The organism is Enteractinococcus helveticum (assembly GCF_001657475.1).
Classification (GTDB): Bacteria; Actinomycetota; Actinomycetes; order Actinomycetales; family Micrococcaceae; genus Yaniella; species Yaniella helvetica.
The window spans coordinates 209,296-231,572 of the sequence record NZ_LXEY01000019.1 but is presented as its reverse complement, the minus strand read 5'-3'; the positions used below and the strand labels follow the sequence as shown (position 1 = coordinate 231,572).

The window sequence follows — 22,277 nt, the reverse complement described above, 5'->3', positions numbered from 1 at the left end:
CACAAATAAGCCCATGCACTCATCATAAACCGCCCAATTAGTGACCCAAAACGCAAACTCAAAACCCGCTGACTAGGCACGACACCTAACCCAACCGGAAAATCAGCACTCACTTGTGCAAGTCAGGCACAGCTGCCAGCAGCATTCCTGGAGACCGTGATCCGCGTACGAGCAAGATCGAAATATGACACAAGATACGGATCAACGCATATTCACCGAACGCCACCGTCAGGAACTTGCCCACCGCCGAGTGCTGGTTTTAGACGGCGAACTCAATGACGACAACGGAACCCATCTCATGACTCAGCTGCTCACGCTGGCGGCTGATGCACCAGACGAAACTATTTCTTTGTGGATTCATTCTCCGGGCGGCTCAGTACCGGCGATGCTGGCTATCCGGGATATTCTGAAGTCTCTACCGTGTGCGGTGAGCACTGTTGCGCTGGGGTGGGCCGCAAGCGCCGGACAGTTCCTCTTATCTGCTGGCACGCCCGGCTTACGTTATGCCATGCCACACGCCAAGGTACTGCTGCATCAGGGATCTGGCGGCATTGGCGGGAGCGCAGTGGATGTCGAGCTTCAGGCCGAAGACCTCCGGCACACCAGGGACACCACACTGCGGCTGATCGCCGAAGATACCGGACAGTCACCACAGCGGGTCTATGAAGACTCACTGCGAGACCACTGGTTCACTGCCCAAGAAGCATTGGAATACGGGTTCGTAGATGCAATCGTCACGGATTTCAGCCAGATCGCACCGCCAGGATTGCGCCGGCCCACCGGTTTGACCTCCCGGTTGTCCTTTCCTGAGCACACAATTGATACGGAGGAACAGCGATGAGCAGTTATCCGATTCCCAATGTCATCGCCCGGGATGGTCGCGGTGAGCGAGTCATGGACGTCTATTCGCAGCTGCTAAGCGAGCGCATCATCTACTTGGGTACTGCAATCGATGCCGGGGTGGCCAACACCGTGATTGCGCAACTGTTGCACTTGGAGTCTGCCAATCCGACATCGCCGATCAGTCTCTATATCAATTGCGAGGGCGGTGACCCTTCGGCCATGCTGGCCATCTATGATTCGATGCAATACATTAAAGCACCGGTAACAACCACCTGTGTTGGCCAAGCTTTCGGAGTTGGTGCAGTGTTGCTAGCCGGCGGCGAACCCGGGGACCGTGCCATGCTCCCCCATACCCGGATCGTATTGCACCAACCTGCGCTGAACACCGGTCGCGCAGCAGTTCCAGACCTGATCCTGCATGCAGATGAACTTGTCCGAGTTCGCGGTGAGATGGAGAAGATCCTCTCTGAACACACCGGACAGCCAGTAGCCACACTGCGTGAAGACACGGATCGTGATCGAGTATTCACCGCTGAAGCCGCACGTGAATACGGACTGATCGATGAAGTCCTGTATTCTCGGCCTGAAACACCATCCTACGTCGGTTAACGAATCATCATGCTCGGCGCAAGTAGGGAGCCGTTCAGCAGGATCAGGCCACCAACGACAATTGTTCTGTGGCGCGATGCCAGGAGGCAGTCCCGTCCGGTGAGACGGAGGTCAAGCTTGGCAAGGACAGCTCCGCGTTGAGCTCTTCGTCGAATAAGGCCACAGCCGGACCAGCGGCAGATCGAGCCAACTCGATGGTGGTGCGAGCGGTCCGGTGTAACTCACCGGTCACTTGAACGGTGAGATCTAACAGCGAGATGCCCAGTGCCCCGCTAATCGCTGCGATCATCTCAGAAGAAGGCTCTTTTCGACCGCGTTCGATCTCTGAAAGATATTGCGGAGACACTCCAGCACGCCGAGCCAGCTGGGTCAGCGTTAGTTTGCGGTGTTTTCGCAAGCGACGCAGTCGGGCACCCAGCACCTCCCGCCACAGAGGTTCGGTCGTGATCCCAGACGGGCGTCCCGGTCGGCGAGCCGTGTAATTATCCATGTTTTCACCGTATCCAGCCGGTGGCCTGCTCCGGCAGGCTTTCTGCCTAGAGCAGATGGCACGCGCACCGCGGCGACCGATGTGGTGTTATTTTCTCGCTGGCCCAGCCGACCAGCCGTGGTCCAGGGCTGTGCGAAACAACTTAGCCCATTGCGGCGCGGTTAGGTCTTTGGGCAGTGCTCGAGGATGGATCCCTTCATCAGCCATCCAACGTTTTATCCGTTGTCGCCGCCCCGGTGGGATGCGGCGGTTCACGATGGCCTCAAGGCCGTGACCTTTGCCAGTGAAAACGGTGTGTACAAACCGGCGGTACGTTGATTGGTCGTTTGCGTCCACGAGCGGTTCAGGTCGCCGCGACATCGCTAACAGGCCACCGTCGACGTTGGGACGCGGGGTAAATGCGGTTGCGGGCACACGAGTTTGGAGGCGAAAGTCGACCCACGGCCACCACTGTGCGGTCATCATAGTTGCGCCACCGATGCCGGCCCTGCGTCGGGCGACTTCCCACTGCACCAACAGCACGGCATGAGTCCAGTCGGCAGCGTGCAGCACCCGCCGAAGTATCGCCGTCGTGAGGTGAAATGGCACCTTGCCGACCACAGTATGTTCGGTGGTGGGCATGTGCCACTGCAGGAAGTCATCGTGAATAACAGTGGTGTTGCCATTGCTGCGTTGCTGGAGCCAACTGGCGTTGCGAGCATCAATCTCAATGGCCGTTAGGGGCCGGGCCAGCTGCTGCAGCGGGAAGGTGAGGGCGCCTCGTCCGGGGCCGATTTCGATAATTGGTCCGGTGGAGACAGCAACCAGATCAACGATTTGGTCGATGATCGTATGGTCTGTGAAAAAATTTTGGCCGTGTTCATGACGGCCGCCACGATATGTGGGCATAACAGGATACTCCGGGAGGTAGCAATCTTCCGGGCGCGCGACAACGCAGCGCCCAACGGGATTCTCGGAGCAGCGGGATGTTTATTCGGTTGGCCCGCTGCTAAGCGCGGCGCAACCGAATCATTGCCATCACTGTCATACACATGCCGGGCAGTTTAACATCCTGGCATGCGCACCACAAAGTTCGCTGGACTCAACTGTTCAGGATCACGAGTTGGCGGGTCGCTCTGGTCATGGCGACGTAGTGGTCTACGGTTCCTTCGATGCCGGTGCCGAAGTGTTCCGGGTCGATCAGGACGACCAAATCAAATTCCAGTCCCTTGGCCAGCTGGGGTGTCAGGAGTCGTATTCGCGGTGAGTTCGGTAGCACCTTGGAGGTGTCCGTGGCGATCACCGCGGCGATCCCCTCGCCCTGATTGTGGTCGGTCAACCAGGTGTGGAGAACCGTCTCCAGTTCATCGACCGTACCGTAACGGACCGGCCCCTCAGAGGGTCGAATGGAGGTTGGCACATTGGCGTCTTGGATGGCCTGGCGGATGACCGGTTCGGCGGCATCCATGATCGGTTGTGGTGTCCGGTAGTTGATCGTCAGGCTTGCCTGTTCAATCCGGTCCAAGCCCACGCGATTGAGACGTTGTTCCCATGTTTCGGTGAATCCGTGGCGTGCTTGTGCTCTGTCCCCAACGATTGTGAAGCTCCGTGACGGGCAGCGTGCCAGCAGCATCTGCCATTGAGCGTCGGTGAGGTCTTGTGCTTCATCGACCACGATGTGTTGAAATGGTCCGTCCAGTGGAACAGTCTTGCGGCTGGGTAACGCGTCGTCATCAAGTTTCTCGCGCATGTCTGGGCTGGTCAACGTGGACATTAGCCGTAGATCAGAGTCGTCTGCAGCAACCAAGTCTTCAATGACCCGGGACATTGCCGCACGTTCAGCCGCCAGCGCGCGTTCACGGGTGCGTCGACGTTTCGAGGCTTTTGGGTCTCCGATCCGTCGTCGTGCAGCATCCAGCAGTGGCAAATCGGATTGGGTCCATGCCTGGGCGTCGGTACGCTGTAATGCCTCGACCTGATGGTCGGTCAACGTTGGTGCACACATTCGCAGATAGGCGGGCACCGTGAAAAGATCACCCACGATGTCTTCGGCGCGCAGCAATGGCCAGGCGCGTACGAAGGTTTCACGCAATTGCTGGTTCGTGATCAGACTCCGCCACAATTCGGGATGCTCTGCGTCGTCAGGATCCACGACTGTAGCAATTTTATCGACGGCAATTTCGATGAGTGCTTCCCAGATTTCGTCGCGTGCGTCATTGTGGACGAGATCTGGTCCGGGTGTTCGGAACGCCTCGGCCCAGTCTTCGGTACTGAGTCGAAGGTCTGCCCAGGGCGTTTCGATTAGTACGTCGGCCACGGGTGGTTGTTCATATAATCCCACCGCTGCTTCCATGACCCTGACGATATTGAGTCGGGATTTGATTTCTGCGACCTCGGTCTGGTGTTCTGGAGAGGCTGTTGCGCCTTCCGGCAGGAGTCCGCCCACCGTTGTGGTCTGGACGCCGTTCTCGCCCAAACTTGGCAGCACATCCGAAACATAACCAAGAAAAGGTTCATGTGGTCCGACGAATAAGACCCCGTTGCGACGATCTTGTAATCGTGGATCGGAGTACAACAGGTGTGCGGTGCGGTGCAAGGCAACCACGGTCTTGCCGGTGCCAGGACCGCCGTCAACCACGAGCGCACCGCGCGAATCGGCCCGGATGATGGCGTGTTGATCGGCTTGGATGGTGCCCAGCACATCTTGCATTCGGGACGATCGGTGGGCACCGAGGCTGGCGATAAACGCCGACTGGTCATCGAGCGCGCCATGATTGGCTAGGCCGTCAGTTGTGAAGACTTCATCCCAGTAGTCGGTGATACGGCCCCGGTTCCAGCGATACCGGCGGCGACTTGCCAGCCCCATCGGGTCAGCGTGGGTTGCAGCGAAGAACGGTTCGGCAGCCGGAGACCGCCAGTCAACAAGCAGCCGCGTTCCGTCGTCGTCAGATAAGCCCATCCGGCCAATGTAGACGGGCTCGTGAGGCGTGCGCTCATCATCGGCGTAGTCCATGCGGCCCAAGGTGAGATCCATGCCGAATCGATTCAGAAGACGAAGCCGGGAAGTTAGCCGGTGAATATGCGCGTCGCGTTCCAGAGCATATTCCCCGACACCTCGGGGTTGTTTTTTCAGGACGCTGAGTTGTTCAGTCGCCTGTGCGGTTTGGCGCTCCACGGCGTATTTGATCGCGGTCAAATGGCGTTGGTCTGCTGCAATCAGGGCCGGTTCGGTTTTGGCCGCTAAGTGTTCGGGTAAGTCGAAGACTGCGGTCAGGTGGTTGTGGCAATTGGTGGTCACGGCAAAAGATCCTTTCGATGTACCCTGAAATTCTGACACCATCAGGGGGCCTTGCGGCAAGACCCCCACCTGGCAGTAGTCTGGTCTTAAGGTTGCAGTTTCCTGTTCCTTGTCTCCATCCTGTCTGGATGTCATGCATCAAGTTGCCTTCGGCAATGTTGTCGCCGTCAAATAGTGTCCTCGAATGCTTGTCGACAGCGTCGGCTCATGGAACAGTAGTACCTACCACGCGGCGGCAGAGCAGCTGTGCTGGATGCTCGGTCGCCGCACCACGAGCAATCTGGAGGGCATTATGAAACTACCCTGGCTAAAATCCGCGCTCGAGCAAGACGGCCCGATCCTGTCGGTGTACCTCGACACCACCCGAACCGATCCCAATGCCGCAGCTGAGCTGTCCATCCGGTGGGAACAGCTACGCACCCAATTGGCTTCCGAAGGCGCACCGCAGGCTTTGTTAGACGATATTCACCGCACGGTGCAACTCCCCTCAACCATTGGCGGTCGGCACGGCCGGGCCATTTTGGCATCGAGCTCGCAGATCCTCGTCGACCGGGTGCTCCCGGTACCGCCATACCAAGATTTGGCCGACTGGGGCGACAACGCCGCTCTGCTGCCGCTACTGCAATTGACCCCGTATGCCGTGAGTCAGTTGCTGATCGAAGTTGACCGGGCAGGGGCCGATCTGTTGCTCCGGGCACCGGAGAATCCTGCGATCGACCAGGCACCAAACAGTGTTGCAGAAGCCGAATCAGTCGACGGCGGCCACGACGAATTGCATAAAGCCCGTCTCGGTGGCGGTTCCCAGCACGGCTGGCGGTCCAATAATTATGAAGCCCGTGTCGAGGACTCCTGGGAGCGCAATGCAGAAGCTGTGGCCGAAAAGGTCAACAAGCTGGTCATGGAACATAAACCCGATATGGTCATCCTCACCGGTGACGTTCGAGCTCAAGCACTACTCAAAGCAGAACTTGGTCAAGAAGCGTTGACTCGCCTTCACACCGCAGCCGGCGGCACCCGCGGAGTCAGTCTTGAACGGGCCTCGTTCCGTGAAGAACTGGCCAGGGTCACCCAAGAATTCATCGAACGCAACCAACAGAACCTAGCCGAGCAGTTTCGCGAACACCAGGCACGCGATGCCGCTTCCATCGCAGGGGCCGAAGAAGTCGCACGCGCTCTAGAACGTGGTCAGGTTGAGGAACTGGTGTTCACACCGGGCCGTGAACCAGACAATATTGAGCACCTGCTGCGGAAGGCGATCCTGACTGACGCTGGCGTCAGTGCACTGCAGGATAGCTATGGCGCCATTCCAGAAGGCATTGGTGCATTGCTGCGCTGGCGTGACGGAGCCACCCCGTCAAACCGGGCCGCCAGTATGACCGGAGATTCCGCTCGTGAGGACGCCGTGGACCCGGATCGCGACAGGGCCCTATCTCGTGATCAACAAGCTTCGGAACTGTCGAGATAACTTCAGGATCAACACCGTGGAGCCATGTGATGACCGTGATCCAACCGGATACGCGGTCACCACATGGCCGCCCGTGTTCCCAAGACAACAGGCCTTTCACTGCTTTGTACCGCTTATGAGGCCTTGCGGCGGGAGGACTGTGCCAACCAATCGATGGCCATACCCGCCAGGATTCCAGTACCGATGCCCACCATCACGGCAAGCAGCAGATGATCCTTGAGCAGATGTCCCGCCAGAGTTCCGGTGGCCACCGCAACGCAGGACCACAGCACACGGGCCAGCGCCACCAACGGGATGAATCGGGCAAGCGGATATGCCGTAGATCCAGCGGTGACGTTGACCGTGCTGCGACCACCAGCAAAGCTAAGGACCCCATCGATCCACCACTGGTCATACCAACCACCACGGCCGCAGTCACAATAGATTCACTGGGCACCGGTGGAAAGAACCCATCAAGACAGCTCATGCACAATACGATCAACAGCAACCACGGGGAAACTCCCAGTTGCAATATCATTGCCTCTGCTTGTTCGAAGAATTCGCCGAAGAAATGTCACCATTCCATAGGTAGCACCGGTTCTAGCCGCTGAGTAAAGGTGCCTGGCGAGGATTCGTGTCTAACATCATCTATGTAACCACCGCAGGACTGCTGCTCATTGCACCGGCAGTAGGCGGATTTATCCTTGCCAGCGCGATTATCGCCGCAGTCGTGCTTACTTCTGTTCCCACGACCTTACCTGCAGACAATGTCACGAATTTGAGTGCCAATCTCATTAGCTTGGCCTGTATTGCCGGACTGGCAACGCTCATGCTGTGTTGTTTCCTCACCCGGCTACACCCGTCCCGGGGCCATGCCGTCATGGGCACATCAAGAGAAGCGTTGTCGACACGAGCTCGGATGAGCTCTTACGATACACATTACCGTTAGGTCACGGTTGGTCTCAGTCGTTCTTCTGTGCTGCCTGATGGCCTATGGCCCGAAGTTTTTCTATCGTCGTCCAATTGCGTGCCGTTGCAGGAATTCCCAAAGTCTGGATTCGAGGGGCCAATTTGGACTGCCCTGCCCCGTGTTGCAAACACAAGTATATTTCTCGGCCGATCACCCGATAGTGTTCCTGGTCGCTCGTATATCGGTCAAGGCTGCTGAGGGCATCTTCTCCAGCAGGCTCCCTGAGCAGTGCAACATACAGTTTTGCCGGCCTCGAGTCTGCCGGGTCAGTGGTTTCAGGCTTCGGATACGGCTGATTGAGGACAATGTCGTCGAATTCGGCTAGCGTTCTGACGATGACGTCGACCGGAAAACCAAATCTGGTTTCAATGACGTTCTCAATCTGGCTTCCTACCACCTCTGGATGCTCATCTGAGTCGAACACAATATTGCCGCTCTGGATATATGTTTGCACCCGGGCGAGACCGTTAGCTGTCAACGCATCGCGCAGTTCAGCCATTTTGATCGTATTTTTCCCGCCTACGTTCACTGCTCGCAACAGCGCAATATATTGCATGTTCCTATCCTGACCTCTCCCACGAGGTGGTGTCCACCCACCTGGCCTGGGGTAGCCACGTGTTGTGCCCGTTGTGCTTGGTGGTCCAGGACTGAAAATGCTGCTGCCCGCTGTTCGGAAACAGCGGGCAGCACGTAAGTTCTGTGACGCCGCGGCGTCAGGACTGGAAAAGTTAGTTGAGAATTTGTGTTGCACCCTTGGTCACTGCCGGTTGCAGAGCAGCTGGAATCACGGGCTGACCGTCGGTAATTTCCAACAAATCCATGGCTTCAAGCTGGCGCAACCGTGGAATAAGGACGCCCTCGGTATCGGCAGCCTCGGCGTCCAGGATGAACTGGGCGGTCTGCTTGGCTGCGGCCTCATCGGTATCATAGGTGAGCGTCTGGGCGACATAGGTCGCGATCAGTTCTTCCGCGGCGTCCAGCTGTTCGGCGTCTTCGAATGCAAACGCGGCAGCTTTGTCACCCGGCTGGATTTTGGTCGAGTTCACCTGTGCCTGACCGGTTTCTTGCAGGGTCGTCCAGAAAGCCATGAGTTCTGGGATCGCCTGGGCTGAGGTTGCATAACGGGTTGGCTGCACTTCAGCAGCAATGGTCAGGTCTAGGTCAGATGCAACCGGTTGTGCTTCTTCAGGTTTCTTGGCAACACCTTCGGCGTCGATGCCAATAGTTGCCGCAACGTCTTTAATATCGGCGCGCTTGGGCAGACCGGTACCGGTCACAGCGTGACCATCGCCCATCCACTGGGCAAATTCTTTGACGCCGGCCATGAAACGGGTTTCCACAATCGCGGTGTAACGGGCTTCGGGATCATCAGCGTTGGCTTGCACTGGTTCAGCAGTTTCATCAATGACATCAACGACGTCGTCGACAACCGCCGCTGGTACTTCTTCTACGATTTCTGCTGCAGGTACAGCTTCTTCGGTCTCCGGTGCCGCAGGCGCAATAGGTGCCGGTGGTTCACTGACTTCTTGTTCGGGTAGCAGTTGGTTCAGTTGTGCTTCGAAGTCGGTGTCCTGTTGTTCGGATAGCGCGCGGAGAGCGGCGGTCACCACAAATGCACTGGCACCGGCAACGGCCTGTCCTGGGTTGCGCTGCAGCAGACTCGGGGTCGAACGCAGTGCGCGACCTTTGGCCGCGAGTGCTTCGATGGCCGGAGTGATATTCCGAATCGTCCGAGGCACATCACGTTGCGCGACGCGCACGCGACCATTCAGACCATGTTTGGCGTACCAGTCATCCAGCGACTGCAGTGCCACATAGCTCAACTGGGACACGCTTGGGCGACCGTTTTCGGCCTCCGGGCCAACGGCACCTAAGATTTCTACGGCCTGGGCCGATTGATCGCTTTCTAGCGCCTGGGCAATCTCGCGCAATGTATTAATCGCGCGCGCACGTTCTTCACTCACGGGGGTATCATCTCCAAGTAGGGTCTTTCAACCGCAAAACGGTATTCGTCACAAAGTGACGCTACCAAAAATTACAGGCAAATTTGCGGTAAATAGCCCGAACCACTGTGAGATATTCGACAATATGCCCCTTCGTGGCCCCATCATCCTGCCCGAAAGCTGGCTGCCACTTGGTACTTCGAGCCTGAACGCGCCCCTGGACTAAGCTCCGACTTGTTCCAGTAACGACACCCAGATTTCCGAGGCCGTTGGGAAAACAGGCACCGCTTCTTGCAGCATTGGCACCGGTATTTGCGCTGCAACCGCGATCGACGCCGCATGCAGCATCTCCCCGGCCTCCGGCCCCACCAGTGTGGCACCGATCAGACTATTGGTGGCCTTATCCACCACAATTTTCGCCCTACCGACCACATTATCGCGCTGTAACGCAGCCCCTTTCACAGCAGCAAAATCCACTTCGGCCGTGACAATGTCATAGCCCGATTCACGCGCTGCATCCTCGGTCAACCCAACGGAAGCAACCTGCGGATCCGTAAACACCACTTGTGTGATCGGTGGCTCAGTGTCCAGCACATCGTCTTCAGGGTGCTCAGCCACACTGGTCAGCTGCTTGGCCAACGTCCGAGCCTGGTATTTACCCATGTGGGTCAGCTGATATTTCCCACCGGCGTCGCCGATAGCGTATAACCACTCAGGCAGATTATCCTCGAGCACATCATCAGCGCTGAGCCCCACGGACTCCAGATCGACGGCGCCTAAATCGGGACGGCGTCCGGTAGCCAACAGCACCTCATCGGCCTCAATGGTGTCTCCGGCCTTGGTACGCAGCGCGACCGGTCCACCTTTGATCTCTCCTACGCCATGATCCATGCCATCAGGACGGCATACTTCGGCGGCCTCGGTGAAAAATTGAATGTCAATGCCGGCTTCGGTCAGTTGATCGGCGATCATATCTGAGACAAATGGCTCGAATTTTCCCAATAGCAGGCCCTCACGCACCAGCATGGTCACTTTCGAACCCAGTGCACTCATCCAGCTGGCTGCCTCACACGCCACCGGTCCCCCACCCACAATGACCAGTCGGGCCGGCACGTCTCGCACCGCTGTGGCATCCTTGGAATCCCACACGGGAATGCCCTCAAACACCGGCGGAATATTGGCCACCGTGCCGGTCGTCAAGGCCACCACCCGGTTGGCGTGCAACGTGTGGGTGGCACCATCCGAACCATGTACTTCCACGCTACGTTCGCCATTGAGCCGCCCGTGACCGCGCACCACGGTAATGCCGAGGTCTTCCATCGTCCATTTCTGTGCGGCGTCGTGATAGTGCGAGACCTTTTCATTTCGCCGTGCCAAGAGGTCATCGGCAACGATCGTCGTCGGGCGCACCCCGGTCAGGTACTGGCTGGCCTTGGCTATCTGGATGGGCCGCAGCAAAGCTTTCGAGGGCTTACAGGCATAATAGGCGCAATCGCCACCCACCAGATCATGTTCAACAAGGGCTGCACTAAGCCCATTCGCCACCACCTTCTCAGCCAGGGTCTCTCCCACGGGACCGGCCCCGATCACAATGACGTCGTAGCGGTTTTCAGTGTTGGTTGGCGAAGTCGTTGACATGTGACACTCCTTGTCGATATCGAATTGGGTCCACAAGCCATGAAGCTCTGCCCCCATGGTGCGCATATCTGCTGGCTTTCGTCCAGGCCCTAGCCACCGGCCGTTGCGAGGTGCAGAATAGGCACAGAGAGGAGTTGATCGCCGTGACCGACAATCCAAAGCGCCCTCGCGACGACGAGCAAGATCCTGAGGAAGAGCCCCGAAAAGAGGACTACATCAACGATGCCCACCCGGGTGAGGACCGTGAGGACGCCGTCGTTGATGAACAAGGAGAAGAATCCTTCCCTGCCTCCGACCCACCAGCCAACTACTAAATTTTTACAGGAAAGTTTTTCGCGCCCGGCCGCACAACGTTGTGGCCGGGCGCGAACGTGTCAACACCCGGTCATGCCTGTGCTGGCACGATGATTCGTGATTGAGTGGAGCTATGACTGATTTCGAATTCAGCGCCCAGGACCAACAATTTTTACAACAGTGCGTGGATCTCGCCGAAGAAGCCCTCGATAACGGCGATGAGCCCTTCGGTTCGGTGCTCGTGGACGCCGACGGGGTGGAACAGTTTGCGGATCGCAACCGGGTTTCTGGAGGGGACCATACCCGCCACCCGGAGTTTGAGATCGCTCGGTGGGCGGCCAATCATCTCACCGTCGAACAACGCATGACGGCAACCGTCTATACCTCGGGTGAACACTGCCCGATGTGCGCTGCAGCCCATGCGTGGGTTGGTCTAGGGTCCATTGTGTATGCCAGCAGTGGCGCAGATCTGACGCGTTGGTTGCAGGAATGGGATATCCCGCCCGGCCCGGTGGCGCCCCTACCGATCACCACCGTGGCACCAAATGTTGCCGTGCGCGGACCATTTCCTGAATTCAGCGAGAGAATCCGTACCCTGCAGGCTCGTTTTTACGGCATTACGGGTATCGATGCTTCTTAGGAACCAACCGGTTCCACCGACAGTAGTGCAGCCAGATCGGCAATCGTCTTATCGGCCAGGGTATTCCACAGGGTCAGCCCAGGCCGCGGTGGCAGGGCGATAATATTTGGCACTGCGATCGTGGTGATGCCCGCGGCCATCGCCGAGGTAAGACCGGGCTCGGAATCTTCGATAGCGACCAGTCGATCCAAGCTGAACTCGTCGTCGTAGTGGTGCTCCATGAGCAGACGAGCGCCCAGCAGATACGGATCGGGTGCCGGTTTGCCGTGTTCAACCATCTCCCCGGTGACTTGCACGCTGAACGTGCTGTCGTCAAGGTTGGCCACAATTTCATTGGCCAGGGCCGCTTCGCTCATCGTCACCAGTCCCATTGGGATCCCGGCCTGGCACAACTGATCTAAGAGCTCGCGAGCGCCGGGCCGCCACGGGATGGCCTGGCGGGTCTGGCGGATAACCGCAGCAATCAGCTGGTCGATAATTTCGCGCGAGGTCAGCATGACGCCGGCCTCCTGAGCGATTTTTGCATAGACCGGCAGTGCGCTGCCGACTAATCGCAGAGAATCCTCCTCGCTCCAGGGCACACCCCATCCCGTCATCAATTCGGCCTCGGCCCGAAACCAATACGGTTCGGTATCCACCAGGGTGCCATCCATATCCCACAGCACACCGCGTAGCTGCGTCATCACCAACCGACTCCTCTTGTATGTTCCTGCCGGCGATGCTTCGTGGAACATCGTCGGCAGGCTGTCCAACTCCTGGGCAGTATGACCGATGCACGTCTCGTGCCGGTGGCCGGAGAGTGGACCACCGGGGCCTTGCACATGTCGGGTGCCTAAACCCCGTGTGCTACAGGATACGTCGCAGATTAGCGCGCGCCAGGTCCACCAGTTCGGATCCTTGGCCGCTCAACACGGCACGCAGTGCGTAGAGGGAGAAGCCTTTGACTTGCTGGGCGGTAATGGTCGGTGGGATGGTGAGCTCTTGGCGTTCGGTCACCACATCCAACAGTGCAGGGCCGTCGTGGGCCAGGAACTCATCGATGGCCTTGGGCAGTTTGGAACTGCGCTCTACGCGTTGGCCCCAGATGCCCATGGCTTCGGCGACCTTGGCATAGTCGGGGTTTTCAAGTTCGGTGGCGAATGGGACGAAACCGTCGGCTTTCATTTCCAGTTCGATGAAGTTCAGCGACGAGTTGTTATAGACCACGACTTTGACCGGTAGATCATGTTGGCGCAGTGTGAGCAGTTCGCCCATGAGCATGCCCAGTCCGCCGTCACCGGAAAGTGAGATGACCTGTCGTTCGGGAAATGCGGCTTGAGCACCCATCCCCATGGTCATCGCATTGGCCATTGATCCGTGACTAAACGACCCAATGATGCGACGGTTCTTGGTGGGCGTCAGATATCTGGCCGCATAGACCACCGGCGAGCCGACGTCGGGAATGAACACTGCATCTTGTCCGGCGCGTTCGTCGAGCAGTCGGGTCAGATGTTGTGGGTGGATGGGTCGGGATCCGCGTGATGGCTGGGCGAGGTTATCGAGTTTCTTGCGCGTCTTTTCGTAATGCTCCCGCATCGTCTTGAGGTGCTTGGAAGATTTGGTTGGCTCCAGCAGCGGCACGAGCTCACGCAGCGTGTCCTGTGCGGTGCCCACCAGTGGGAACTCAACGGCCACCCGTTTGCCGATCTGCTCGCCACGGCGATCAATCTGGATCACCGGGATGTCTTGGGGATAGAACTGTTGATACGGCAGATCGGTGCCGATCATCAGCAGCACATCCGCCTCGAACATGGCTTGATACCCGGAAGCAAAGCCCAGCAGACCGGTCATCCCCACGTCGTAGGGGTTATCGTATTCAACGTGTTCTTTGCCGCGCATCGCGTGCACGATCGGGGCCTGAAGCAGCTCGGCCACCTCGAGTAATTCAGTGTGGGCTCCTGCCACGCCCGCTCCGGCAAGGATCGTGACCTTTTTGGCCTCATTGAGTGCATCCGCGGCGCGTTCCAACTCCCCAACGCTGGGCAGCATGCGGGACTGGGTGGGGCCAATGATTTCCAGTTTCGCATCCGGCATCTCGGTTAGGAACATCGAGCCACTGACGACCAATACGGCCACACCACGCTGTTCGATCGCATTGCGCATCGCGATCGTGAGCACCCGTGGCAATTGTCCAACATCGCTGACGTGTTCAACGTACACACTGCATTCACGAAACAGTTCTTGCGGATGCGTTTCCTGGAAGTAGCCGGTTCCGATTTCTTCCGATGGAATGTGCGCGGCAATAGCCAGTACGGGAACCCGTGAGCGCTGCGCATCGAAGAGTCCATTGATCAGGTGTAAGTTTCCGGGCCCTGCGGTGCCGGCGACGACGGCGAGCTGACCGGTCACTTCGGCTTCGGCAGCTGCCGCAAACGCCCCGGCTTCCTCATGTCGAACCGTCATCCAGTCAATCGTGGAGCCGATCAGAGCATCCGTGAAACCGTTCAGTGAGTCTCCGGCAATCCCCCAGATGCGGTCGATCCCATTTGCTTCCAACGTCGAAATAAAGTGTTCTGCAACGTTTGCCATGTGTTCCTCCTGCGCTTGAATCGCTTCGTGATGCGTTGAGGTTCTGAAGGTCAGGTGAGCTTGATTTCCACGGTACAGCAAAGCCTCATGAGTCGGAACAGCTTCAATGTTTGATCAAGTTTTGCAGCTATTCTTAGTAGTTTCCCAGGGAGAAATCGTTGATACGGCATTGACCATTGACGGCTGGACCAAGAAGACTCATATATGTATGACCTATCTATAAGGAGTTTCGGCACAATGAAAATTCTGAGTTTCAGTCGAATAATAACCTTCGGACTCGGTGTCGCTGTTGGCTATTACCTTGGTAATCGCCAGGGTAGAGAACAAGCCATGCAGGCAGCCCAGCAGGCTAAGAAGTCTGTTCAGCAATTCTGGACCGATCCGAAGACCCAGGAGCAGGTACACGATGTCGCCGACACCGTGACCGAAACCCTGAAAGAAAAGAACCCCACCTTGGGCAAGGTTTCGGAGAAGGCAGCCGGTCTGATTGATAAATCCACCGGATACCAGGACGAAGCCCAGGGAGATTCCAATAGCCCAAAGGCTGACCCAGCCAACGACAAGGCCGGTCATGAAACCGTAGACGCCGGTCGCGATGTGGTCAGCGATCCATCTGAGTCATTGGAAGAAGAAGGCGGCACCACAGCCACCCGGAATACCTAAGACCACTCCGAAGGACACCACGAGCTTGGCACCTGATTGTTCAGGTGCCAAGCTCGTGTACTTTTAAAATTCGCTTCATTGAACAATCCAGTGTCTTATATGCGAGCCGTTTCTCCCATTCCGGCACGCTCCGCGCCGCATGAGGTGACCATTGACGAGCATGGCTCTGCTGCGGTCTACAGCAAGCTTCTCTCAACGGCTTATTATGATCGTCACAATCTTGCGTGTGGCCCACAGCACCATTAGCGTAGCTTGTGCAACAACTCACTATCAACATAGATATTTGCGTGCAGCATGCGGGAGGCACCAATGGATCTGCGTCATCAGATCGACATTCGGCCAATGTCCGGGTACCAATGGCTCATCATCGCCCTGTGTACCTTCCTCAATGCGCTCGATGGTTACGATGTGTTGGCCATTTCCTTTACCTCCAATGCGGTAACCGAGGAGTTCGGACTCAGCGGCACTGAACTGGGTATCGTCATGAGTGCCGCCCTCGTCGGCATGGCTGTGGGAGCGTTAACCCTGGGACCGGTGGCAGACCGGATCGGTCGCCGCAACATGACGATCCTGGCCATCATCGTCAACGCCATTGGGCTGTTTTTATCTTCCACAGCCGATTCGGCAATCGAACTGGGTATCTGGCGAATCGTAACCGGCTTGGGTATTGGTGGCATCTTGGTGGGCACCAACGTGCTGAGCGCCGAATACGCTTCCCGAAAGCATCGTGGCCTGGCCATTAGTATCTATGCTGCCGGCTATGGCATCGGTGCAGCCCTGGGTGGCACCGCCATGGTGGGGCTGATTAACAGCTTTGGCTGGCGCTCAGTGTTTGTGGTGGGCGGCATCATGACCGTCATTTCGCTGATCCTAGTGCTGCCCCTGTTACCCGAGTCCGCTTCGTATCTGTATAACCGACAGCCTAAGAACGCCCAGGCCAAAGTCGAGCGCATCGCCCACCGACTGGGCTATCGTGAACCAGTCGATCTCACCGTTGCCGACACAGCTGCCCAGCGCAGCGAACAAGAAACCGGGATCAGCAAGCTGTTCACCAAGCAGAACCGCCGGGTGACGCTGGTTATCTGGACCACCTTCTTTGTCATCATGTTCGCGTTCTACTTCGTGAACTCGTGGACCCCGCGCCTGATGCATGCCACCGGTTTAAGCGAAAACCTGTCGATGTTCGTCACCGTGGGGCTAACCCTTGGCGGTGCGATTGGTTCGGTCGTCTTTGGTCTGTTCACTTCTCGGTGGTCTACTCGTGTGGTGCTCAGCCGCTTTACGGTATTGGCCGCCATCTTGATGGCAATCTTCGTATTCTCTGCACAGTGGACCGTCGTCGTGCTGATTTTGGGCGTATTCGTCGGGCTATTTATTAACGGGTGTATCGCCGGACTGTATGTGTTGACACCACAGTCGTATTCTTCCGGTTTGCGATCCACCGGTGCCGGTTGGGGCATTGGTATTGGGCGTTTCGGTGCCATCATCGCTCCGACCGCCACCGGTGCACTGATGGACGCCGGCTGGTCACCAGAAGCAATCTATGTTTCAGTCGGCGTGCTGATTCTGTTGGCCACCGTGGCTCTGTTGTTTATGCGCGGCATTGATGTTGAAGCCAACCGTGATCCACAACAAGACCTGGAACACCGCACCGAAACGGCCTAACCCAGCGCAAAGTTCTACCCTTCGTTCGGAGAACGTTTGGGCGGTCGTCCTCGTGGTAACGTTTCGCTTGTCTGCCCGTGTCAGTACTGTGTTGAAAGGGTGCCATGACTGCAGATCCATCAGCTCAACCCGAAACCGCTCTGGTCATCGAAGACGATGATGATATTCGACGTCTGCTGGAGATGACCATTGCCCAAGCAGGCTTAGCGGTCGAATCTGCCAGTACCGGCCAAGAAGGCCTCACCCAGGCTCAACAACAAACGTATTCGATGATCACCGTGGATATTGGCCTGCCAGATCTCAACGGGCTCGACGTAGTGCGCAGCCTGCGAGAGCACTACACCGGTCCCGTAGTTATTATTTCTGCACGCTCTTCGGATACCGACCGGGATGCCGGTCTGGCTGCAGGAGCTGACCTGTTTTTGACCAAACCATTTCGGCCTCGCGAGCTGCGTCAACAGTTTGCCAGCCTGCTGCAAGACGTCCGATAGTTTTCGAAACTACGAAGCGGCCACCACATCCCGACGGATTTCTTCGACCGTGTCTGCACCCAGCTGTTCCAAGGTTGGTAGTGCCTCACGCAGCTTCTCGAAATCGCCGGCTTCAACAAATTTGGCCAGGTGCGCTGCGGTTCCGGCCAAGCGGGTGGCACCGAGCATATCGGCGGCCACACGAATACTGGCAATTGCATCCCAGGTGGCGTCCCGGTCCTCGGCGGCTGTTGCCAACTGGACGTTGGCCAGGCGCTTGGGCCAGATCACCGCAAAGGTTGAAATGAGTTCGTGGGCATATTCCTCGCGACCTTCCAGTTCGATGGCCAATTCTTGAACCACAGCACGATCCAGTAGCGGGGCGGCTGTTGGAATAATGCGCAGTGGTGTGGTGTCGAGCTGACGCAGGTCGTCGGCGTTGCGTTTGGTTTTCGCCCAGGCGTTACGGCCGGTGAGCATCCTGCCAATGGCTCGCGCATAGAACACATACGTGAGATACACGTAGCCTAAGAATAATAATCCCAAACCAACAGAGTTCAGCCACCCGACTTTGGCGCCCGCTCGGATCCTGTAAAGCGGTCCCCACATCGCATAAGGCAATACTAGGAAAATGATCGCGGCGAACAGGGTCAGCAGTTGCGATGTGGATTGCCAAAGCCAGGTTCCGCCGTCGACAATCGCCAAGATGGTCAAGATAGGAATGACCAACAGATTAATCATCGACAGCCAGGCTTGAGTCATCAAGAAGTGCAATTCGAGCAACCCAGCAACATTCAGGACCTTGGCACGGCGCAAGCGTGGCAACAATGAGGCGCATTCCAGCAAGCCCTGCGCCCAGCGGGTGCGCTGGGTAAGGAGCCGTCGAAAATACGGCAGTGCTTCTTGAGACACGTGGGCATCTCGCGTGTAATGCGTGCGGTACCCCAAGGACAGAATTTTGAGCCCTAGTTCGAAGTCTTCGCTCAGCTTCTTCCCCCATGGCTCCCCATCGACCTCGGCCAGATGATCCAGCACACTGAGTCGATTGAATTGCCCGTTGCCACCCATACCCACGGTGCCGGTTTTGACGCGCAACAGCTGCATGGCTGAGTTGGCGGTACGAAACTCGATATCTTGCAGACGAATGAGTACTTTGCCGACTAGGTTTTTCCACCGGCCATTGAGTGGTCGGGGTCGTTTATCGTTGCGGTTTTTCATCCAGACTTCGATCTGGACGCCACCGGTCTGTTCGTCACCGAAGGCTTGTGGACCGGCTAATAGATCCAGGGTGTTATCGGATAGATAACCATCCGCATCCAACACACCGATAATAGTGTGCTGTCGTCGATGAGGGTTGTCCCCCACAAATTGGCCGACCTGACGGTAGGCGGCATTCAGCGCATCGCCTTTACCTGTTCTCGCGTTTGGCGACACGCGAGTGATCAGATGAACGTGGTTATCGAAGTCTTGTAGGCCACGCACAATGGTGCCAGTACGATCGTCCGAGGCGTCATCGATCACCCACACATGAGCCGTTGGGAAGCTGGTTCGTGCGGCAGATACCGTTTCTGCCACAACCGATTCTTCGTTCAGACAGGGCACCAGCAGGTGCCATTCAAAATCTGCAGCTTGCCTCGTGGTATGTGCTTCTCGGCGCAGGAAGGTAAACAGCAACAAGCTGATATAGGTTAGGGCGAGCGCTGAGATCACCGAGACGATGATCAGCATGATGTCGCGCACCAGGTGATCTCCAAAGGTGCCGAATGTGCCGGAAAACACGAACACGATGGAGGCGGCTGTGCCATAGACCGGACAGAGTACAACGGCCACGGCCCAGAGCCAGGCGGGGCTTTCACGATGTGCTGGGGTCACGATGTGTATTCCTCATGCAGTGGTAGACGTACGACAAATGTGGAGCCTTCACCGACGGTGCTGTCCACCTGAATGCTGCCGTGGTGGGTTTCGACAATGCCTTTGGAAACGGACAGGCCCAGCCCGGTTCCTTGGGTGGAGGTTGCAGCGGATTGGGTTCGATAAAACGGGGTGAAGAGGCTTTCGAGTTCTTTGGGACTCATGCCCGGCCCGGAGTCGGTGACAGCAAAGATCGCTTCCGGAACGGATACGCCATCGCCTTCATCACGATCAACGCGCACCTGAACACGGCCCCCGGGTGGCGTAAATTTCAGGGCATTCGACAGTAGGTTATCCATGACCTGGTTGATTCGTTGCGCGTCTGCTCGGATGATGGGCTCGTGAACCGTATCTAGTTCCAGACTGATGTTACGTTCCACGGCGAGCGCCTGTTGCGCTTGCACAGCCTCTCGGGCCAGCGCCGACAGGCAGAGGAGTTGTTTATTGAGTTTGAGGTTTCCGTAGCGTGACTGTTGCTGCAGCAGGAGGTCTTCAACTCTGGCGAGGAGTTTTTCGGCGTTGCGTTCGATGACGGTCAAGAATACTTCCAGCTCTCGTCGGTCGTCTTCGGCCACGTTGTGGAGGGTCTCGATGGCAAAGTCGGTATAGCCAAGAATTGATGTCAGCGGGGTGCGCAGTTCATGTGAGACCGTGGCGATGATGTCTTGTTGTGCTCGTTGTTCGTGGTAGGCGTCGCTGATGTCGTCAAAGATTAGAATGCGGGATTCTACGCCGTCGTCGGGGCTGGCGATGATGCGCGAGGTCACTTCCAAGACGCGTTGCTCATCGGTTGGCGAACCGGCCACGATCAGGACGTCATCGAAACTCTCACCCCGGATAACCCGCCTGGCCGGGCGGTGCTGCAGTGGGATGGATGCTCCGTCGATGTCATAGATCAGGTGGCCGGCTTCGGTGGGATCCGGGTTTCCCTCTGGCGACACGAGACCGTGAATGTAGCGCTGGGCTGGATTGGCCATGACGTCATTGCCTTGGGCGTCCATAACCAATACTCCGACATTGAGGTGGTTGATGACGCCTTTGAGCAGGCGGTCTTGGCGTTTGAGTTCCTTATGCTGATGTGACAGCCGGGCAAAGAGGATCAACACAAGGGCTGCAACGATCAAAAAGGTGATGGGTAGGACGGCGAAGCGGGCAAAATCTGCCACGCTCAGTACTGTGTCGGCCGCCAGTGATGGCAGCGAGATGGTGAGCAGAATGGCAATCGTTCCCAGCAGGACGCCACGCATGCGGTATTGCGCAACCAACCAGAGCGCTGGGGCAAGCGCCAAGCTGGACAGTTGGGCGCCGTCGGGCAGGGTTGCCCAGCGAATCACACCCAGGCCTGCTAAATCTGTTAGCGGCAGCAGCAGGCTGGGCCAGCGCAGTTGGTGCACCATAGCAACTGGGGTCAGGGCCACAAGCACGGTGGGTACCAACAGCAGCGCGATACCGGCCGTCAGTTCGGGGATTCGGATACCCTCGCGGTGTGAAAACCACAACAGTACGACGGGCACTAGGACGACGGCGCAAAAAATACCCTGCAGCAGCAGGGCCAGAGTCTTTGGCGCCAGGTTGGCGATCCGCTGCCGCCAGATGCGCAGTTGAAAGGTGCCAGGTTTCCGCTGCTGAGCTGGGCGGGAGCTGGTGATCATGAGAATAATCTACCCCGCCCAGCGCATCGGCTCAGGCATCTACCCCCTTGCTACTGGAAGCGTCAGTGCGCGATTCCGGCATGGGCGAGTTCATCGGCAAATCCGTCGCGCCACGATGGGTATTTGGGCTGCCACTGTAGCTCGACTTTGGCTTTGGTGTTGGCCGCTCCACGCAACCTGGTCATAAAGGCGATCCCCCAGGTTCCCACGGCAAAACCCGCCAGCAGTGGGGAAACATGTTTGGGTGATGGCGCACCCATCATTTCGGCCAGCAGTGGCAACCATTCACGCACTTCGGCCGGATCGTCGTCGACAATGTTATAAATCCCGGACTCTTTGGCCGCCAAAGCTGCAACGACTGCTGAGGCAGCGTCTTGGGCATGAATGAACGAAAAAGTGGCTCGCCCGTCGCCGATCATCGGCATTTCGCCTTGTTGAACCTCTCGGAAGAACCAACCCTGCGGAGAATAGCTTGTGCCCGGACCGTAGAGGTGGCCGAATCGCAATACCGTTCCGTGAGCCGCTCGAGTGGTTGCTTCCAGGCGCTTGATGCCCTCTAAAACGGTGGCGAAAGGTTTCGGTGGATCTCTCCACAGTGCTGCTTTTTCATCGGCCAAGACTGTGCTGCGAGGTTCATATCCAAAGGCAATACTTTGTGAAATAAAATGCGAGACGCCAGCACGTTGCGCCGCATACCGGAGATTCTCGGTGCCGGCGATGCGCAACCGGTTGGTCTGGACAAAGTCCGCATCCATGCGCTTGGGATTAATCCGCTCGGGAATGGCCGTGAGCATATTGATAATCGCGTCCGGCTCGGTTTCGTCCACCGCTCGCATGACCGCGTCGCGATCCAGCGCATCCACGGCGAGCGCAGTCGAGCCCATTGTTCCACGAACCGTTCGCGCCAGTCCGATGACGATGTGTCCGGCCGCTTGTAACTGCGGCACCAACTGACGGCCAATCGCTCCGGTAGCACCTGCTAATAAGACCCTCATAACCTAGACCCCCTTGTCACGGTCTCCTCATTTTACTCGCGTGCACACCGTGGTCTCAAGGCTCAGACGGTGGTCCCGCAGCACAAGGTGCCCTTGACAGTAGGAGTCAGACGGCGGCTCAAGGTCACCGTGGCTGGAGTATGGCATGCTCAGGCCAACAGCCGAGCATTTACCTCGAATACTTTGTTCACCGAAGCCGTGAAAC

Annotated in this window: 21 protein-coding genes; 9 read left to right on the top strand and 12 right to left on the bottom strand. The window is 57.5% G+C overall.

Annotated elements, in window-relative coordinates; all coding sequences use genetic code 11:
- The first annotated feature begins 184 nt into the window (after positions 1-184).
- Both A6F49_RS09240 and A6F49_RS09235 read left to right on the top strand, forming a co-directional pair.
- On the top strand, positions 185-841 hold the full coding sequence (locus tag A6F49_RS09240) for a ClpP family protease (RefSeq protein WP_043058192.1): 657 nt from the start codon (positions 185-187) through the stop codon (positions 839-841).
- A complete protein-coding gene (locus A6F49_RS09235) occupies positions 838-1,452 on the top strand; it encodes a ClpP family protease (RefSeq protein WP_043058191.1) in 615 nt (204 codons plus the stop codon). The genes A6F49_RS09240 and A6F49_RS09235 overlap by 4 nt, the downstream gene beginning before the upstream one ends.
- Before the next feature lie 43 nt (positions 1,453-1,495).
- Here the strand turns inward: A6F49_RS09235 and A6F49_RS18875 are convergent, their stop codons facing one another.
- From A6F49_RS18875 to helR, 3 genes are all read right to left on the bottom strand, one after another.
- Positions 1,496-1,942: a helix-turn-helix domain-containing protein gene (locus tag A6F49_RS18875; protein ID WP_082911697.1), complete on the bottom strand. Its 447-nt coding sequence runs from the start codon at positions 1,940-1,942 to the stop codon at positions 1,496-1,498.
- Positions 1,943-2,029: 87 nt separating this feature from the next.
- The gene (gene erm, locus A6F49_RS09225; RefSeq protein WP_043058190.1) at positions 2,030-2,830 is read right to left on the bottom strand and encodes a 23S ribosomal RNA methyltransferase Erm; all 801 of its coding nucleotides are present in this window, start codon (positions 2,828-2,830) and stop codon (positions 2,030-2,032) included.
- A gap of 193 nt (positions 2,831-3,023) precedes the next feature.
- Positions 3,024-5,219, bottom strand: coding sequence for an RNA polymerase recycling motor ATPase HelR (gene helR, locus A6F49_RS09220; RefSeq protein WP_235604940.1), 2,196 nt, complete (start codon positions 5,217-5,219; stop codon positions 3,024-3,026).
- Between the two features lie 184 nt (positions 5,220-5,403).
- Here helR and A6F49_RS09215 point away from each other — a divergent pair, with 184 nt between their 5' ends.
- A complete protein-coding gene (locus A6F49_RS09215) occupies positions 5,404-6,684 on the top strand; it encodes a baeRF2 domain-containing protein (RefSeq protein ID WP_235604939.1) in 1,281 nt (426 codons plus the stop codon).
- A gap of 113 nt (positions 6,685-6,797) precedes the next feature.
- Here the strand turns inward: A6F49_RS09215 and A6F49_RS18065 are convergent, their stop codons facing one another.
- Positions 6,798-6,956, bottom strand: a complete 159-nt coding sequence (locus A6F49_RS18065) for a hypothetical protein (protein ID WP_161485798.1) — start codon at positions 6,954-6,956, stop codon at positions 6,798-6,800.
- A gap of 341 nt (positions 6,957-7,297) precedes the next feature.
- On the opposite strand from A6F49_RS18065, the gene A6F49_RS17735 reads away from it, so the two are divergent.
- Positions 7,298-7,612: a hypothetical protein gene (locus A6F49_RS17735; protein ID WP_150119443.1), complete on the top strand. Its 315-nt coding sequence runs from the start codon at positions 7,298-7,300 to the stop codon at positions 7,610-7,612.
- 13 nt (positions 7,613-7,625) lie between these two features.
- On the opposite strand, the gene A6F49_RS09205 is transcribed toward A6F49_RS17735, so the two are convergent.
- The 3 genes from A6F49_RS09205 to A6F49_RS09195 all read right to left on the bottom strand — a co-directional run bounded on the left by A6F49_RS09205 (position 7,626) and on the right by A6F49_RS09195 (position 11,214).
- On the bottom strand, positions 7,626-8,189 hold the full coding sequence (locus A6F49_RS09205) for a DUF1697 domain-containing protein (RefSeq protein ID WP_043058187.1): 564 nt from the start codon (positions 8,187-8,189) through the stop codon (positions 7,626-7,628).
- Between the two features lie 172 nt (positions 8,190-8,361).
- Positions 8,362-9,597 carry a hypothetical protein gene (locus A6F49_RS09200; RefSeq protein WP_043058186.1) on the bottom strand — a complete coding sequence of 412 codons (1,236 nt, stop codon included), beginning with the start codon at positions 9,595-9,597 and terminating at the stop codon, positions 8,362-8,364.
- Between the two features lie 201 nt (positions 9,598-9,798).
- Positions 9,799-11,214 carry a dihydrolipoyl dehydrogenase family protein gene (locus A6F49_RS09195; RefSeq protein ID WP_043058185.1) on the bottom strand — a complete coding sequence of 472 codons (1,416 nt, stop codon included), beginning with the start codon at positions 11,212-11,214 and terminating at the stop codon, positions 9,799-9,801.
- 143 nt (positions 11,215-11,357) lie between these two features.
- On the opposite strand from A6F49_RS09195, the gene A6F49_RS18060 reads away from it, so the two are divergent.
- Positions 11,358-11,528, top strand: a complete 171-nt coding sequence (locus A6F49_RS18060) for a hypothetical protein (RefSeq protein WP_161485797.1) — start codon at positions 11,358-11,360, stop codon at positions 11,526-11,528.
- A 113-nt stretch (positions 11,529-11,641) separates the two neighbouring features.
- On the top strand, positions 11,642-12,148 hold the full coding sequence (locus A6F49_RS09190) for a nucleoside deaminase (protein ID WP_043058184.1): 507 nt from the start codon (positions 11,642-11,644) through the stop codon (positions 12,146-12,148).
- On the opposite strand, the gene A6F49_RS09185 is transcribed toward A6F49_RS09190, so the two are convergent.
- The gene (locus A6F49_RS09185; protein ID WP_043058183.1) at positions 12,145-12,831 is read right to left on the bottom strand and encodes an HAD family hydrolase; all 687 of its coding nucleotides are present in this window, start codon (positions 12,829-12,831) and stop codon (positions 12,145-12,147) included. The two genes, A6F49_RS09190 and A6F49_RS09185, sit on opposite strands and share 4 nt — an antisense overlap.
- 163 nt (positions 12,832-12,994) lie before the next feature.
- Positions 12,995-14,716 carry a ubiquinone-dependent pyruvate dehydrogenase gene (gene poxB / locus A6F49_RS09180; RefSeq protein ID WP_043058182.1) on the bottom strand — a complete coding sequence of 574 codons (1,722 nt, stop codon included), beginning with the start codon at positions 14,714-14,716 and terminating at the stop codon, positions 12,995-12,997.
- A 237-nt stretch (positions 14,717-14,953) separates the two neighbouring features.
- On the opposite strand from poxB, the gene A6F49_RS09175 reads away from it, so the two are divergent.
- From A6F49_RS09175 to A6F49_RS09165, 3 genes are all read left to right on the top strand, one after another.
- Entirely contained in the window at positions 14,954-15,379 is a 426-nt protein-coding gene (locus A6F49_RS09175; RefSeq protein ID WP_052504911.1) for a hypothetical protein, read from the top strand.
- A gap of 309 nt (positions 15,380-15,688) precedes the next feature.
- Entirely contained in the window at positions 15,689-17,044 is a 1,356-nt protein-coding gene (locus tag A6F49_RS09170; RefSeq protein ID WP_043058181.1) for an MFS transporter, read from the top strand.
- A gap of 104 nt (positions 17,045-17,148) precedes the next feature.
- On the top strand, positions 17,149-17,535 hold the full coding sequence (locus A6F49_RS09165) for a response regulator transcription factor (protein ID WP_043058180.1): 387 nt from the start codon (positions 17,149-17,151) through the stop codon (positions 17,533-17,535).
- Positions 17,536-17,544: 9 nt separating this feature from the next.
- On the opposite strand, the gene A6F49_RS09160 is transcribed toward A6F49_RS09165, so the two are convergent.
- The 3 genes from A6F49_RS09160 to A6F49_RS09150 all read right to left on the bottom strand — a co-directional run bounded on the left by A6F49_RS09160 (position 17,545) and on the right by A6F49_RS09150 (position 22,072).
- Positions 17,545-19,386 (bottom strand): glycosyltransferase family 2 protein, encoded by a 1,842-nt coding sequence (locus A6F49_RS09160; RefSeq protein WP_235604937.1) that lies wholly within the window; start codon positions 19,384-19,386, stop codon positions 17,545-17,547.
- Positions 19,383-21,077 carry a sensor histidine kinase gene (locus tag A6F49_RS09155; RefSeq protein WP_043058179.1) on the bottom strand — a complete coding sequence of 565 codons (1,695 nt, stop codon included), beginning with the start codon at positions 21,075-21,077 and terminating at the stop codon, positions 19,383-19,385. Before A6F49_RS09155 ends, A6F49_RS09160 begins: the two co-directional genes overlap by 4 nt.
- Positions 21,078-21,139: 62 nt before the next feature.
- Positions 21,140-22,072 (bottom strand): NAD-dependent epimerase/dehydratase family protein, encoded by a 933-nt coding sequence (locus A6F49_RS09150; protein WP_043058178.1) that lies wholly within the window; start codon positions 22,070-22,072, stop codon positions 21,140-21,142.
- Positions 22,073-22,277 lie beyond the last annotated feature (205 nt).

Coding starts and splice junctions, on each gene's coding strand:
- A6F49_RS09190 (WP_043058184.1), top strand. CDS start 11,642: ATGACTGATTTCGAATTCAGCGCCCAGGACCAACAATTTTTACAACAG.
- A6F49_RS18875 (WP_082911697.1), bottom strand. CDS start 1,942: ATGGATAATTACACGGCTCGCCGACCGGGACGCCCGTCTGGGATCACG.
- poxB (WP_043058182.1), bottom strand. CDS start 14,716: ATGGCAAACGTTGCAGAACACTTTATTTCGACGTTGGAAGCAAATGGG.
- A6F49_RS09155 (WP_043058179.1), bottom strand. CDS start 21,077: ATGATCACCAGCTCCCGCCCAGCTCAGCAGCGGAAACCTGGCACCTTT.
- erm (WP_043058190.1), bottom strand. CDS start 2,830: ATGCCCACATATCGTGGCGGCCGTCATGAACACGGCCAAAATTTTTTC.
- A6F49_RS09150 (WP_043058178.1), bottom strand. CDS start 22,072: ATGAGGGTCTTATTAGCAGGTGCTACCGGAGCGATTGGCCGTCAGTTG.
- A6F49_RS09205 (WP_043058187.1), bottom strand. CDS start 8,189: ATGCAATATATTGCGCTGTTGCGAGCAGTGAACGTAGGCGGGAAAAAT.
- A6F49_RS09195 (WP_043058185.1), bottom strand. CDS start 11,214: ATGTCAACGACTTCGCCAACCAACACTGAAAACCGCTACGACGTCATT.
- A6F49_RS09235 (WP_043058191.1), top strand. CDS start 838: ATGAGCAGTTATCCGATTCCCAATGTCATCGCCCGGGATGGTCGCGGT.
- A6F49_RS09165 (WP_043058180.1), top strand. CDS start 17,149: ATGACTGCAGATCCATCAGCTCAACCCGAAACCGCTCTGGTCATCGAA.
- A6F49_RS09175 (WP_052504911.1), top strand. CDS start 14,954: ATGAAAATTCTGAGTTTCAGTCGAATAATAACCTTCGGACTCGGTGTC.
- A6F49_RS09215 (WP_235604939.1), top strand. CDS start 5,404: ATGCTTGTCGACAGCGTCGGCTCATGGAACAGTAGTACCTACCACGCG.
- A6F49_RS09240 (WP_043058192.1), top strand. CDS start 185: ATGACACAAGATACGGATCAACGCATATTCACCGAACGCCACCGTCAG.
- A6F49_RS09185 (WP_043058183.1), bottom strand. CDS start 12,831: ATGACGCAGCTACGCGGTGTGCTGTGGGATATGGATGGCACCCTGGTG.
- A6F49_RS09170 (WP_043058181.1), top strand. CDS start 15,689: ATGGATCTGCGTCATCAGATCGACATTCGGCCAATGTCCGGGTACCAA.